At 61.8% G+C, this 13392-nt stretch carries 12 protein-coding genes and 1 pseudogene; 2 read left to right on the forward strand and 11 right to left on the reverse strand.

Going from position 1 to position 13392, the window contains the following annotated elements; all coding sequences use genetic code 11:
* The 6 genes and pseudogenes from ACR2JA_RS06930 to ACR2JA_RS06955 form a co-directional block, all read right to left on the reverse strand.
* Nucleotides 1–955 (reverse strand): annotated as a pseudogene (locus ACR2JA_RS06930) (hypothetical protein); the annotation flags it as partial.
* A 25-nt stretch (nucleotides 956–980) separates the two neighbouring features.
* A complete protein-coding gene (gene pilQ, locus ACR2JA_RS06935) occupies nucleotides 981–3149 on the reverse strand; it encodes a type IV pilus secretin PilQ (protein WP_434008370.1) in 2169 nt (722 codons plus the stop codon).
* Nucleotides 3146–3694 (reverse strand): pilus assembly protein PilP, encoded by a 549-nt coding sequence (locus tag ACR2JA_RS06940; protein WP_434008371.1) that lies wholly within the window; start codon nucleotides 3692–3694, stop codon nucleotides 3146–3148. Before ACR2JA_RS06940 ends, pilQ begins: the two co-directional genes overlap by 4 nt.
* The gene (locus ACR2JA_RS06945) at nucleotides 3691–4362 is read right to left on the reverse strand and encodes a type 4a pilus biogenesis protein PilO (RefSeq protein WP_434008372.1); all 672 of its coding nucleotides are present in this window, start codon (nucleotides 4360–4362) and stop codon (nucleotides 3691–3693) included. Before ACR2JA_RS06945 ends, ACR2JA_RS06940 begins: the two co-directional genes overlap by 4 nt.
* A gap of 9 nt (nucleotides 4363–4371) precedes the next feature.
* Nucleotides 4372–4998, reverse strand: coding sequence for a PilN domain-containing protein (locus ACR2JA_RS06950; RefSeq protein ID WP_434008373.1), 627 nt, complete (start codon nucleotides 4996–4998; stop codon nucleotides 4372–4374).
* Nucleotides 4995–6074 (reverse strand): pilus assembly protein PilM, encoded by a 1080-nt coding sequence (locus ACR2JA_RS06955; protein WP_310565865.1) that lies wholly within the window; start codon nucleotides 6072–6074, stop codon nucleotides 4995–4997. Before ACR2JA_RS06955 ends, ACR2JA_RS06950 begins: the two co-directional genes overlap by 4 nt.
* A 268-nt stretch (nucleotides 6075–6342) precedes the next feature.
* Here ACR2JA_RS06955 and ACR2JA_RS06960 point away from each other — a divergent pair, with 268 nt between their 5' ends.
* Entirely contained in the window at nucleotides 6343–8775 is a 2433-nt protein-coding gene (locus ACR2JA_RS06960) for a penicillin-binding protein 1A (RefSeq protein ID WP_434008374.1), read from the forward strand.
* Here the strand turns inward: ACR2JA_RS06960 and cyaY are convergent.
* Complete coding sequence (gene cyaY / locus ACR2JA_RS06965) at nucleotides 8765–9094, reverse strand: iron donor protein CyaY (protein ID WP_434008375.1); 330 nt, start codon at nucleotides 9092–9094, stop codon at nucleotides 8765–8767. The two genes, ACR2JA_RS06960 and cyaY, sit on opposite strands and share 11 nt — an antisense overlap.
* A gap of 16 nt (nucleotides 9095–9110) precedes the next feature.
* Here cyaY and lptM point away from each other — a divergent pair, with 16 nt between their 5' ends.
* Nucleotides 9111–9320: an LPS translocon maturation chaperone LptM gene (gene lptM, locus ACR2JA_RS06970; RefSeq protein WP_434008380.1), complete on the forward strand. Its 210-nt coding sequence runs from the start codon at nucleotides 9111–9113 to the stop codon at nucleotides 9318–9320.
* A 9-nt stretch (nucleotides 9321–9329) separates the two neighbouring features.
* On the opposite strand, the gene ACR2JA_RS06975 is transcribed toward lptM, so the two are convergent.
* The 4 genes from ACR2JA_RS06975 to ACR2JA_RS06990 all read right to left on the reverse strand — a co-directional run.
* A complete protein-coding gene (locus ACR2JA_RS06975) occupies nucleotides 9330–9944 on the reverse strand; it encodes a sulfite oxidase heme-binding subunit YedZ (protein ID WP_434008376.1) in 615 nt (204 codons plus the stop codon).
* Entirely contained in the window at nucleotides 9944–10951 is a 1008-nt protein-coding gene (gene msrP, locus ACR2JA_RS06980; protein WP_434008377.1) for a protein-methionine-sulfoxide reductase catalytic subunit MsrP, read from the reverse strand. Before msrP ends, ACR2JA_RS06975 begins: the two co-directional genes overlap by 1 nt.
* Before the next feature lie 129 nt (nucleotides 10952–11080).
* Nucleotides 11081–12448 (reverse strand): c-type cytochrome biogenesis protein CcsB, encoded by a 1368-nt coding sequence (gene ccsB / locus ACR2JA_RS06985; protein WP_434008378.1) that lies wholly within the window; start codon nucleotides 12446–12448, stop codon nucleotides 11081–11083.
* The coding region (locus ACR2JA_RS06990; RefSeq protein ID WP_434008379.1) for a cytochrome c biogenesis protein ResB at nucleotides 12445–13392 on the reverse strand (948 nt) is incomplete at its 5' end. The genes ccsB and ACR2JA_RS06990, both read right to left, overlap by 4 nt.

Below are 13392 nucleotides of genomic sequence, written 5' to 3' on the forward strand. Positions count from 1 at the left end.
CGCAAGGGATCTGCGCGACCACACTGGCCGGCCCTGCACTGGTGGATGAAACCGAAACCGTGGCAATGCCCAAAGCATTGGTGGTGACCGAGTTCGAACTCAGTGCACCACGCGTGGTGCTGAAGAGCACAGTGACCCCGGCCTGGCCAACGGCCCCGACCTTGTACTGAACCGAGACGGTCTGACTGGCACCCACTATCACGCTGGTGTTGTTTGGAGGACTCAACACAGTGAAGTCGATGGCACTGACACCCACCACCGCTCTGGCAGAAGTGCCCAAGCCGCTGATCGACAAAGTGTCTGTCCCACTCACATTGGCTGTGTAAATGAACGGTGCTTCACCGTTAGCGCTTGTGGTCAAAACGCGGTTACTGAGTCCGTTTCCGTTAGCTGAAGTGACGCTGATGGTCTGCCCGCCAATACCGTTGCCCGACGAATCCACCAATCTGGCAATGTAGTTCGTCGCATCACCCAGTTTCAGGGATCCAGCGCCCGTCAACGTCATGCGGGTACCAGACACTGGCAAAGGGATGCTACCGGTGGAGGTTCCCGACGTGACGGTCACGGTCACATTGCGCAAGGCCTTGTTTGCGCCGGCAGAAAGTCGTGCGGTGGCCACACCATCTTCGTTGGTGGTGACACTTGCGCCACGCAGCGTGGCACCCTCGTTGACTGCAAAAACAACCGTCTGCTCGGCCATTCCCACATTGTTTGCGTTCTTCACCACCGCCGTCACCAATACCTCGGCTCCGGCGGACAAAACTTCGTTTGCCGAAGCCAGCACTTCAATCGAAGACGGCGTGACAACGGCTGTGCTCGTGGTGCTCCCACCTCCAGCGGTCGAGCCGCCTCCTCCGGGGATAGTCGCTCCAGGACTCCCTCCGCCACCTCCGCACGCGGTCAATGCTGCCGCCAGCGCCAAGCCGCCAATCAATCTGAAGAATTTCATCATCATTCGTCCCGAATCAAACAATTGCAACTCAACGCATCACACCACGATCTGAAATCACGCGCGGGGTGATAAAGATGAGCAACTCGGATTTATTTGCCGTCTTGCTGCGATTCTTGAACAGATTTCCCATGATTGGGATATCACCCAAAAGAGGCACTTTGGTCACATCGTCAATCTCGGTCTGCTCGAAGATGCCGCCGATCACCACCGTGCCACCGTTCTCCACAAGCACTTGCGTCTGCACATGCTTGGTGTTGATCGCGATACCTGCTGCGGTGGTCTCGCCTCGGCTGTCCTTGTTCACATCCACATCCAGAATGATGTTTCCTTCGGGTGTGATCTGGGGCGTCACTTCAAGCTTAAGGTTGGCCTTGCGGAAAGACAATGCCGTGGCACCACTTGACGTGGCTGTTTGATACGGAAACTCAGTCCCCTGTTCAATGAGCGCTTTTACCTGATCTGCCGTGACGACACGTGGACTTGAAACAATCTTGCCACGACCATCGGCTTCCAAAGCTGAAATTTCAAGATTCAAAAATCGGTTGGCAGCCGAACTGAACAAAGACACAGCAAAGGCCGCTGGAGCAAAACCGCCAGCGCCGGTGGACGGGAGATTCACGAATGACGTATTCACCGTATCCAATGTTGCAGAGCTTTCAAGCGTGGTCCCCGAGACGGCGTCGTAACTCCCGCCAAAAGCAATTCGGTTGGAACCCCCTACAGCATAGCCAGCATCACCCCCACGAACGCCACGAAGGTCACTGCCACCCAAACGAACACCAATTGAGCGGCCAAAGCGATCGTCTGCTTCGACGATGCGGGCCTCAATCAAAACCTGACGGATGGGAATATCCAGCTTAGAAATCAACTGCTGCACCTGTTCCAGCTTGGAGGGGATGTCCGTCACGAACAACTGATTGGTGCGCGGCTCTGCCATCACGCTTCCGCGTGGCGAGAGGAGCCGCGAGGTGCTGCCAGAGCCCCCGCCGCCGCCTGTGATCTGCCCAGCGATGTCAGCCGCCTTGGCATAGTTCATCTGAAAACCTTGAGTGCGCAGCGTTTCCAGACTCTCTATGGAAGCTTTGGATTCCAGTTCCTGCTTCTCCCTTGCAGCAATTTCGTCCTTGGGCGCGATCCACAGAACGTTGCCAGACTTTCGCATGCCCAGACCTTTGGCCTGCAGGATGATGTCCAAAGCCTGATCCCAAGGTACATCCTTCAAGCGCAGGGTGACCGCACCGCTCACCGAGTCGGATGTCACCACGTTGAAGTTGGTGAAGTCGGCAATCACCTGCAGCAGCGATCGCACCTCGATGTTCTGGAAGTTCAGGGAAAGCTTTTCCCCGTTGTAGCCAGGGCCCTGCGTCAGTTTAGACGTGTCGACCTTTTGCTCGCGCACTTCCAGCACAAACTGGTTGTCGCTCTGATACGCCGAGTGCTCCCAGTTACCCTTTGGAGTGACCACCATGCGCACCCGATCCCCCATCTGACTGGTTGCGATCAATTGCACCGGCGTGCCGAAATCGCTGACATCCATGCGGCGGCGCAGGCCCTCAGGGAGGGTCGATTTCAGAAAATCGACAACGAGGTTCTGACCTTGCTGCCGGATATCGACACCGATTTGATTGTTCGCCAGTTCGACCACCACTTTGCCGGTGGTCCCGGTTCCTCGTCGGAAGTCAACGTCTTTCAGAGACGCCATGCTGCTGTTGCGACTCTCGGCGAAGGCAGGCTTCGAGGCGGGCGCTCCAGTTGCCGCGGCGACAGTTGTCGACGCATCGGTCCGATCGAGAACGATCAACAGTGTCTTGCCTTCCACGCGGGCCTGATACGAGGCCGCCTGCTTGAGGTTGATCACCACCCGTGTGCGGTCACCGGCCTGCACAACATTGGCCGACCGGAGATTGCCTTGGTTGATTTCAACCGCACTGCGCCCAATTCCATTGACCACACCTGGAAAATCAAGTGCGATGCGAGCTGGCGACTGAATCGTGAAACCTGAAGGTACAGCCAACAATGGCTCCGCCATTTCGATGCGTACCACCTCGCCTGCGCCCTGCGAAAGCCCAGACAGCGACTGAATGGCGTTTTGCGCATACGCAAATGCACTGCCCAAGGTCAGGCAAAGAACAGCTGTGCACTGGAACAGCTTGCGCTGCGCAATACCGGCACCGTTGGCCCAGTCATGCTTTTTCATTTAGAACCTTCCTCTTGTAACTGCAACGCTGCTGGCCGCTCAATCCACTCACCTACCGCGTCCTGCACGATCTCGCGCAGCACCACTTCGGTTTCGGAAATTTTGGTGATCCGCCCGTAGTTCTGGCCCAGGTACTGACCAGGCCTCACCTGATACAGCAAGTTATCCACCTTGACCAAGGCAACCAACTGTCCTTGTCGGTTGAGACTGCCCACCATCGCCATGGTGTCGAGCGGGTAGGCTTCCAGAGGCTGTTTGCGCCGATTGAGTTCGGGTGCGATGAGTGCCGAGTTGGCTACAGGCGCCGCATCACTGCCTTTGAGAACGCTGGCCAACTTTTCGTCGCTGAAGGGCTGGACCATCCGCTCACCCAGATAGGCTTGCGGAATGAACTTGGTCGGCTCAGGTATCGGCTTGACTTGTGGCTTGATGTTGCTGCGCTCGACCTGCATCCACTCGCGCAATTCATCCTGTCCGGACGACGTGCAACCGGTCAGGCCGACAATCAGCCCGCTCGCAGCCATCAAAACAACAATGCTTTTCAATTGGCCGCTCCTTTGGCACCTGCAGACTTTTTCTGCATGGCCACTTCATCCTGGTCCAGGTACCGGAATGTCTTGGCCGTGCAATCCATCGACAGCACGCCATCCTTCCCTGGCGCCAGGGTAAGGTTGTTGAGCGTCACGATACGGGACAGGTTGGCAATATCCGCGGCAAAGAGTCCGACGTCGTGGTATCGCCCCGTGACGCGCACCGCAATCGGCAACTCGACGTAGTACTCCTTGACCAACTCTTGCCCTGGCCTGAACAACTCGAATTGCAAGCTGCGGCCAATGCCCGCCTGATTGATATCGGACAGCAAGGCATCCATTTCCGCCTTGCTGGGCAGTTGACGCTCCAACTGCGTCACGTATTGCTGCACTTGTTCCAGCTGCTTTTTCAAAGCATCCAGATTGACCGCCTGGACAAGCTTCTTTCTGTAGTCTTCACGCAGTTGTTCCTCACGCGTCTTTTCGGCGATGAGCTCTTCATCCACCGACTTGAGCCACGCAAACCAGAGCCCGGCGATCACTGCCAGACACACCGCGACGAACAGCAGATTGCGAGGGAGAGCTGGCCACAGCGACGGGTCGTTGGGATCCAGTCCAGTGAACTGTTTTTTGAGTTGTTCCTGGATCGCCTTGGTATCCAGGTTGAGGGACATTGCAGCCATTTTTGTGCCTCAGACTTTTCCAGGTGGTGGAACCACAGTGGCCGTGCTCGTTGCATTCGCAGCCGTGGGCTCGACAGCCGGACGGGAAAGGCTTGCCCGCATCGTGAAATTCGATACGCGCTTTTGATCACGACCAGCAACACCTGCCGTGGAGGCGACGATTTCAACCAGTTGCGGCTTGCTCAGCCAGACACTCTGATTGGCCAAGTTTCGGAGCAACTCGGACACCCGCTCCTGTGATTGGGCAACACCAGTCAACAAAACGTTTTGGCCCTCCTGCTTCATGCTGGTCAGGTAGATGCCGTCCGGCAACTGGGTCACCAGTTCGTCGAGCAGGTGCACCGGCAGGTTTCGATCGCTCTGCAGGTCCTCCACCGCCGTCTGGCGCGCTCGAAGCGACGCGATCTGCGCCTGCAGGCTGGCGATATCCTTGATCTCGTTGTCCAACCGGGTGATCTCGGTTTTGAGAAAAGTATTGCGATCTTGTTGCGAGGCAATCTGCCCCTGGTACCAGACGAACACAGCACCGCAGATGACACCGCCCAGCAAAGCGGACAAACCCAACTGGGTAAAGAACTGCTCTTTCTGACGTTTGCGGGCCGCCTCACGGTGCGGCAAGAGGTTGATCAGGATCATTGGTAGAACCTCCGCAGGGCCAGGCCGGTAGAGGTCAGGTAGGACGGCGCTTCACGGGCGATCTTGCGCGCGTGCACATTGCCCGACATTTCCATGCCATCGAACGGGTTGATCACCATGCAGGCAAACGAGGTCTGGTGCGTGACCGCATCGGTCAGGCCTGGCAAGGCCGCACTACCGCCGGCCAGCAGAATATGGTCCACCCGGTTGTAGGGCGTGCTGGTGAAGAAAAACTGCAAAGCGCGCCCGACTTCCTGCGCCATGCTCTCGATGAAGGGGTCCAGCACCACCGATTTGTAGTCATCCGGCAGATCGCCAGACCGCTTTTTGGCTTCGGCTTCGTCGGCCGAGAAGCCGTACTGCCGCACGATCAGTTGCGTCAGCTGGGCACCACCAAATGCCTGGTCACGCTCGTACAACACATCGTCATTGCGGATGACCTGCATGCTGGTGGTCAATGCGCCCACCTCGAACAGCGCCACGAGAGAATCCAAGCCTTGGTTCGGCAGCGTCTCGATGACGCGACCAGCGGCCATGCGCGAGGCATAGGATTCGACATCCATCACGACGGCCTTGAGGCCCGCGGCTTCGGCCAGCCCCTGACGATCCGATACCTTTTCCTTGCGGGACGCGGCGATCAACACCTCGGCGTCGCCAACCGAGGTGGCACTGGGGCCGATCACACAGAAGTCCAGACTCACTTCGTCCAGCGAGAACGGGATGTATTGGTTGGCTTCGGATTCGACCTGCGCCTCCAGCTCTTTGTCCGACAACCCCCCCGGCAGGATGATCTTTTTCGTGATCACCGCCGACGCCGGCAAGGCCAGCGCAACGTTCTTGGTCTTGCTGCCGCTTTTGCGCACCACGCGGCGCACGGCCTCGGCGACCTCATCGAATTTTTCGATGTTGCCGTCGGTGATCCAGCCCCGCTCCAAGGGCTCGATGGCACAGCGCTCCAGCACCAGATCACCGGCACGGTTGCGTCCGAGTTCCACCAATTTCACGCTGGATGAGCTGACGTCAATGCCCAACAGCGGCGCCGGTTCCCGGCTGAATAACGACCCCAATGAGATCAAGGTGGCCCCCAAAAATGGTGACGCGGATACGCGCCAGACTTAAGAAATCACTTCAATGCTAGCAGTAAGCCCCTTGTGCGGCAAAGATTTTTTGTCTTTGCAACAAATGGGAACGTTGTCAAAAGCATACGCAAAATCGCGCTCTTTCCCTTTGCAACATCGGTCGCCGGCGCCGGCAGTGAACAAGCTCTGACAATAGGCAGTCCCATCCTGGCGCCTGCGCCGCTGGCTCGATTTTTATAATCCGCAATTTTCGCTCGCACCACGCATGTCTTCAGACGATCAAGCCGCCGCCCGTCCAGCTGAACGCACCGGCAGTCCGGGCGGGAGCGCCCTGCAGTGGTTGGCGCGGGCGGTGACCACGCTGGCGGGCCTGATGGTGGCCGCCTTCGTGGCTTTGTCCATGGGTGTCGGTATTGCCCTGGCTGTGGCCTACCCCAACCTCCCCGATGTGGCCGACCTGGCGGACTACCGGCCCAAGTTGCCGCTGCGCGTGTTCACCGCCGACGGCCAGCTGATCGGGGAATTCGGAGAGGAACGGCGCAACCTGCTGACCATCAACGAGATCCCCGACGTGATGAAGAACGCCGTGCTGGCGATCGAAGACGCGCGGTTCTTCGAACACAGCGGGGTGGACTACAAGGGCATGATGCGCGCCGCGCTGGCCAACCTGGGCCAGGCCAAGAGCCAGGGCGCCTCCACCATCACCATGCAGGTCGCGCGCAATGTGTACCTGTCGGCCGACAAGACGTACACCCGCAAGATCTACGAAGTGCTGCTGACCTTCAAGCTTGAACACCTGCTGACCAAGGAGCAGATCCTGGAGATCTATATGAATCAGATCTTCCTGGGCCAGCGGGCTTACGGCTTCTCGACCGCCGCACAGACCTACTTCGGCAAGCAGCTCAAAGACGTCACGATCGCCGAGGCGGCGATGCTCGCCGGCCTGCCCAAAGCCCCGTCGGCCTATAACCCCGTGACCAACCCCAAGCGCGCCCGGGTGCGGCAGCTGCACATCATCGACCGGATGCTTGAAAACGGCTTCATCACCGCTGCCGAGGCACAAGCCGCCAAGACCGAGGAACTGAAGCTGCGCCCCAGCGGTTCGCAACAACGGGTGCACGCGGAATACGTGGCCGAAATGGTGCGCCAGGCGATGGTGGCGCAATACGGGGACGAGGCCTACACCCGCGGGCTGAACGTGACCACCAGCCTGCGCGCCAACGAGCAGCAGGCGGCCTACCGGGCGCTGCGCAAAGGTGTGCTCGACTACGAACGCCGACAGATCTACCGCGGCCCCGAGCTGTTCATCAACCTGCCACCCGCCGGCCCTGCGCGTGACGAAGCAGTGGACGAAGCACTCAATGAGCATGCCGACAGCGACGACCTGCTCTCAGCGGTGGTGCTGGACGCCAACCCGCGCAAGGTCGTGGCGGTGCGTCAGGATGGAGAACCGTTTGAAATCACCGGTGAGGGCTTGCGGCCAGCCACCTCGGGCCTGTCGGACAAGGCGGGACCGAACATCAAGATCCGGCCAGGAGCGGTGATTCGTGTGGTCAAAACAGGCGACACAACCTGGCGCATCAGCCAGATGCCCGAGGTCGAGTCGGCCTTTGTGGCGCTGGACCCGCGCGACGGCTCCATCCGGGCGTTGGTCGGCGGGTTCGACTTCCCGACGAGCAAGTTCAACCACGTGACCCAGGCGTGGCGGCAACCGGGCTCCAGCTTCAAACCCTTCATTTATTCGGCCGCACTGGAAAAAGGCGTGACGCCGATGACCGTGGTCAACGACGCACCGCTCTTCTACAGCGCAGGCGAGACCGGCGGCAAGCCCTGGGAACCCAAGAACTACGATGGTCAGTTCGAAGGTCCCATGTCGGTGCGGCGGGCGCTGGCCAAGTCCAAGAACATGGTGTCCATCCGTGTGCTGCAGCTGGTGGGTACCCAGAGCGCGCAAGAATGGGTCACGCGTTTCGGCTTCGATGCCGACAAACACCCGCCCTACCTGACCATGGCGCTGGGGGCTGGTTCGGTCACGCCGATGCAAATGGCCACAGGCTATGCGGTGTTTGCCAACGGCGGTTACCGCGTGACGCCGCAGTTCATCACCAAAGTGGCCGAGAGCCGGGGCAAGCTGCTGTACGAAGCGCCCGTCGTCGCGTTGGACGAGTCGCGCCGCGCGATCGACGAGCGCAACGCGTTCCTGATGAGCAGCCTGCTGCAGGAGATCACGCGCAGCGGCACCGCCGCACGCGCTCAGGCAACGCTCAAGCGTCCGGACCTTTATGGCAAGACCGGCACCACCAACGATTCGATGGACGCCTGGTTTGTGGGCTTCCAGCCCACCGTGGCGGCCGCGGCCTGGGTCGGCTACGACACGCCCCGCAACCTGGGCAGCCGCGAAACCGGCGGGGGCCTGAGCCTGCCCATCTGGATCGACTTCATGGCCGAAGCACTCAAGGACGTGCCAGTGAGCGAGTACACAGCGCCGGCGGGCGTGATCAACGTCGGGGGCGAATGGTACTTTGAGGAATACGGCCCAGGTCACGGCGTACGAAGCCTGGGTTTGCGCGACCCCTGGCCTGGTGGCGCAGCGAACAACGCAGCAGCCGGTGCCGAAGCTGCGGCAGAAGGCGAGTCGGGCGCACCGGCGATGGACAACGCCGATCGCCGCGGCATCCTCGACCTTTTCAAGAACTGAAGATCAGCGGCTGCCCGGCCTGCTCGCTGGCGTAGCGGCTGAGGTTGGCGAAAAACTCGCCCTGGCCTTTGGTGTCCACCCAGGCCTGCCCGTCGTGCCGGTAATGGAAGCCGCCGGCCCGCGCGGCAAGCCAGACCTCCTGCAGCGGTTTTTGCAGGTTGATGATGATCTGGCTGCGGTTGGCAAAGGTCAGCGTGATCATGCCGCCCACGCGCTGGTTGTCGATGTCGGCATCCGACTCGTCGTTGATGCGATCGCAGGCCAGTTCCACCGCGCGCAGCAGTGCCTCGGCGCGGTCCAGGTAATCGGTGTCGGTCATTAGAATCGTGCGGATGATGGAAACCCGATCAATTCTAGGCGGCGACTGCGCTAGCGCTTGGGTCACTGCTGGCCGCAGGGGAATTGCGGCGCTGTGTGTGGGCTGCTCGCTGCTTGCGGGATGTGGTCAGAAGGGACCACTGTTTCTGCGCCCGGCCTCCACCGCACCGGCGACAGCGGCCACGCCGGCAGCATCGGCACCCGAACCGACCAGCCCGGCGCGCTGAACCGCCCTGTCAGACCAGCGCGGCCGCCCGGTGGCGCATCCAGCGTCGCCTGGCCCGCCAGCCCAGCAGGCTGCCCAGCAGCACGGCGTACACCGCCACATCGACAAAGTCCTGCTTGCCGGAGCGCATCCAGAAAAAGTGCAACACCGCCAGCACAGCCACCGCGTACACGGCGCGGTGCAGCGCCTGCCAGCGCGCAGCCCCCAGGGTTCGGATGGCGCGGTTGAACGACGTGAGCGCCAGGGCCAGCAACAGCAACCAGGCCAGCGTGCCGACGAGGATGAAAGGACGCTTGGGCACGTCGGCCACAATGTCGGCCCAGACGAATCCCATGTCGAACCAGGCGTACGACAGCCAATGCAGGCTGGCGTAGAAAAACACGAACAGCCCCGCCATGCGGCGAAAACGCGCCAGTTGCGGCCACCCCGCCGTCACACGAAGGGGCGTGATGAGCAGCACCAGCACGAGCGCGCGCAGCGACCAGTCACCCAGGGAACGGATCAAGGCCTCCGCCGGGTTCGCGCCCAACTGGTCGGTCGCCGCGGCCCAGAACAGCCAGGCCGCCGGCAACAGGCACAGGCCGAAAGCCAGGGGCTTGGCGGCCGGGTGGCTCAACGCCCGCATCAGTAGAACTTCTTGAGGTCCATGCCCGCGTACAGCTGCCCGACCTGCGCTTCGTAGCCGTTGAACCGCTCGGTCTTGCGCCGCTTGGCAAACAAGCCCCCCTCGTCGCCCAGCCGACGTTCGGTGGCCTGGCTCCAGCGCGGGTGCGGCACGTCCGGGTTGACGTTGGAATAAAAGCCATACTCCTGCGGTGCGGCGATGTTCCAGGCGGTCTTGGGTTCTTTCTCGACGAAGCGGATCTTGACCAGCGACTTGCCGCTCTTGAAACCGTACTTCCAGGGCACAACCAGCCGCACGGGTGCGCCGTTCTGGTTGGGCAGCACCTCACCATACATGCCGAAGGCCAGCAGCGTCAGCGGGTGGCGGGCCTCGTCCATGCGCAGTCCTTCCACATAGGGCCAGAGCAGCACGCTGGAGCGCACCCCGGGCATGGTTTCGCGGTCGGCCTGGGTCACGAACTCCACGTACTTCGCGCTGCCCTGCGGCTCCACCTGGCGGATCAGTTCGGCCAGCGAGAAGCCGACCCAGGGGATCACCATGGACCAGCCTTCCACGCACCGCAGGCGGTAGATGCGTTCTTCCATCGGCGCGAGTTTCAGCAGGTCGTCGATGCCGTAGGTGCGCGGCTTGTTCACCAGGCCCTCGACCGACACGGTCCAGGGCCGTGTCTTGAGCGTGTGGGCGTAGGCCGCCGGGTCCGACTTGTCGGTGCCGAACTCGTAGAAGTTGTTGTAGGTGCTGGCGTCCGCATAGCTGGTGAGCTTCTCCATCGTCTGGGCGCCCGGCACCCCAGAGCGCACCGCGGGCAGAGCAGCCAGCCGGTTCGGACGCGCAGTGCCGGCGGCCTGCGCCAACGCGTCACGCGAGGCCCAGCCGGCCAGTGCGGCCCCGCCTGCCCCGAGCGCGAGACGCTGCATCCACGCCCGCCGGCCCAGGTAGGCGCTCTGCGGCGTGATCTCGCTGGCGAAGGGGTGCGGGTAGCCGTGGTCGGTGGACCGGATGATCATGGTGCGCTCCTGTTGTTGACTGTCGGTCGTACGACGCCGCAGTGTCTTACAAAGTTTCCACACACCAGGGACACCCCAAAACAAAACACCCCGCCGAGGCGGGGTGTCGTGAATGGGTGAAGACAGCGATCAGAGTTCGCCGTAGCTGTGCAGGCCCGACAGGAACATGTTCACACCCAGGAAAGCGAAGGTGGTCACCGCCAGGCCCACCAGGGCCCACCAGGCGGCCACGGTGCCGCGCAGGCCCTTCATCAGGCGCATGTGCAGCCAGGCTGCGTAGTTCAGCCAGACGATCAGGGCCCAGGTTTCCTTGGGGTCCCAGCTCCAGTAGCCGCCCCAGGCCTCGGCCGCCCAGAAGGCCCCCAGCACGGTGGCGATGGTGAAGAAGGCGAAACCGACCGCGATCGCCTTGTACATGACGTCGTCCAGCAACTCGAGCGCCGGCAGGCGGGCAGCGATGCGGCGACGGCCGAACATGATGGTGGCCACGATCAACGCCGAGATGCCGAAGTAGATGAACCAGTAGCTGCCGCCCTTTTCGGCGGCCGAGCTGCGGAACACGATAGGCTCGAAACACAGCACGATACCCAGCAGCCACAGCGGGGCCAGCTTGTACCAGCGGGTTTCGGCCGCGCTCTGCTTGATCAGGTAGGCAAAGGCGAGCATGGCCGCGATGGCGAAGGTGCCGTAGCCGATGAAGTTGGCCGGCACGTGCAGCTTCATCCACCAGCTTTGCAGGGCAGGCACCAAGGGCTGGATTTCACCTGCTTCGCGCACCACCGCATACCAGAGCAAGAAGCCCACGGCCGCGCTGACCACCAGCATCACGAACGCGCCCATGGAACGGGTCTTGTACTGGTCTTCGTAGTACAGGTAAAAAGCCGCGGTCATCCAGCAGAACAGCACGAAGACCTCGTAAAGGTTGCTGACCGGGATGTGGCCGATGCCAGCACCGATCTGGTGACTTTCGTACCAGCGCACCATGGTGCCGACCAGCGCCAGCGTGACGGCTATCCAGGCCAGGCGCGAACCCAGGCTTTCGAAGGTGTTGCCGTCCCGGCTGAACATGCCGACCCAGTAAAACAGGGTGCTCATGAAAAACAGCATGCTCATCCACAAGATGGCCGACTGGCTGGACAAGAAGTACTTGAGCAGGAAAACCTGGTCGGCGCGCGCCAGATCGGCAGCACCCGCAGGCGTCTGATAAAGCGAAATGGCCACCAGCGACAAGCCCGCCACCACCGCCATCAGCGCACGCAAGGGACGCCAGAACCAGCCCAGCCAGATCAGCGCGGGCGCTGCGCCCGCGAGGATCGACTGCTCGTAGACGTCCATGGACGCGTCGTAACGCATGAAAGCCCAGGCGGTGCCGGCCAGCAACAGGACAGCAAACAGCCAGTCCCACACGTCGCGTCGGGCGAAATAACCCGGTTGCAGGGCGTTGGCGCTGGCCTGGGGGCCGCGCTTGAGTTCGATGGTCTGGGTGGCGGTGTTCATGGGGTCACCTTCAGCAACTGGATTTTCAGGGTTTCAAACTCTTGATCGGCTTCCATCGTCTTGCGGTTGGACGACAGGGCCATGGACGCCTGGGCGCGGCCATCGCCACTCGGTGCCAGCCACACCCATACGCGGCGCTCGCGCACGTAGAGCATGGCAAAAACGCCCACGATCAGCAAGACACAGCCCAGGTAGACGATGGTCTGGCCAGGCGCTCGCGCCACCTGGAACACGCTGGCCTGCACGTGCTGGAAGTCCTTGAGCTGGAAGGTCATGGGCGCGGGGTAGTAGAAGGAGTCGCTCAGGCCCATGACCGCGCCGCGCATGAAGGCCACCGCCTTGTCGTCGTTGGGCAGCGGCGGCAGCCCGGCGCGTTCACGGCCGACTTGCAGCAACTCGAACAACGTGCCGTTGAGGATGCGCACCAGCACGTCGCTGGCCCGCTCGCGCTCGGCTTCGGGCACGTTGTTTTCAAGGAAGGCCGCCACCGCCGGCAGCCCGCCTTTGATGGGCGGATCACCCGGCTTGGCCTCGATGGTCTCGGCGCCGGCAAACAGGCCCAGCGCGCGGTTGGCCGACTGCTGCAGCGCCTCGGCCAGACCGGGTTTGCCGCCTTCCACCGCGTTGACCGCGTATCGGCGGATGGCTTGCTCGCGCGCCAGCGGATCGGCGAGCGCCGCGCGCAGGCGCACGAATTCGTCCAGGCTGTCCTGATCGTCGGCCGGCACCCGCAGGTAACGGAAGGGCTCGGACGGGGTCTCGCGCATGCCGAAGAGGTACGAGCGTGCCCCGTCGATGTCCATCGGCAGCATGTAGTTGTTGTATTCCACGGCCTGGCCGGCCGAGTCGCGCAGCTTGTAGCTGAAGCTCGGGCCCACGTTGTGCAGCTTTTTGACGCCGTTGGTCTTGTGGCCGGCGCCGAGCTGGCTTTCGATGGAGGAGCG

Origin of the sequence: Hydrogenophaga sp. (assembly GCF_051007235.1) — a bacterium.
Classification (GTDB): Bacteria; Pseudomonadota; Gammaproteobacteria; order Burkholderiales; family Burkholderiaceae_C; genus Hydrogenophaga.

What these genes read in the sequence shown, in the direction of transcription:
- pilQ (WP_434008370.1), bottom strand. Translation starts at nt 3,149, where the DNA reads ATGAAAAAGCATGACTGGGCCAACGGTGCCGGTATTGCGCAGCGCAAG.
- ACR2JA_RS06945 (WP_434008372.1), bottom strand. Translation starts at nt 4,362, where the DNA reads ATGGCTGCAATGTCCCTCAACCTGGATACCAAGGCGATCCAGGAACAA.
- ACR2JA_RS06950 (WP_434008373.1), bottom strand. Translation starts at nt 4,998, where the DNA reads ATGATCCTGATCAACCTCTTGCCGCACCGTGAGGCGGCCCGCAAACGT.
- ACR2JA_RS06960 (WP_434008374.1), top strand. Translation starts at nt 6,343, where the DNA reads ATGTCTTCAGACGATCAAGCCGCCGCCCGTCCAGCTGAACGCACCGGC.
- cyaY (WP_434008375.1), bottom strand. Translation starts at nt 9,094, where the DNA reads ATGACCGACACCGATTACCTGGACCGCGCCGAGGCACTGCTGCGCGCG.
- lptM (WP_434008380.1), top strand. Translation starts at nt 9,111, where the DNA reads ATGGAAACCCGATCAATTCTAGGCGGCGACTGCGCTAGCGCTTGGGTC.
- ACR2JA_RS06975 (WP_434008376.1), bottom strand. Translation starts at nt 9,944, where the DNA reads ATGCGGGCGTTGAGCCACCCGGCCGCCAAGCCCCTGGCTTTCGGCCTG.
- msrP (WP_434008377.1), bottom strand. Translation starts at nt 10,951, where the DNA reads ATGATCATCCGGTCCACCGACCACGGCTACCCGCACCCCTTCGCCAGC.
- ccsB (WP_434008378.1), bottom strand. Translation starts at nt 12,448, where the DNA reads ATGAACACCGCCACCCAGACCATCGAACTCAAGCGCGGCCCCCAGGCC.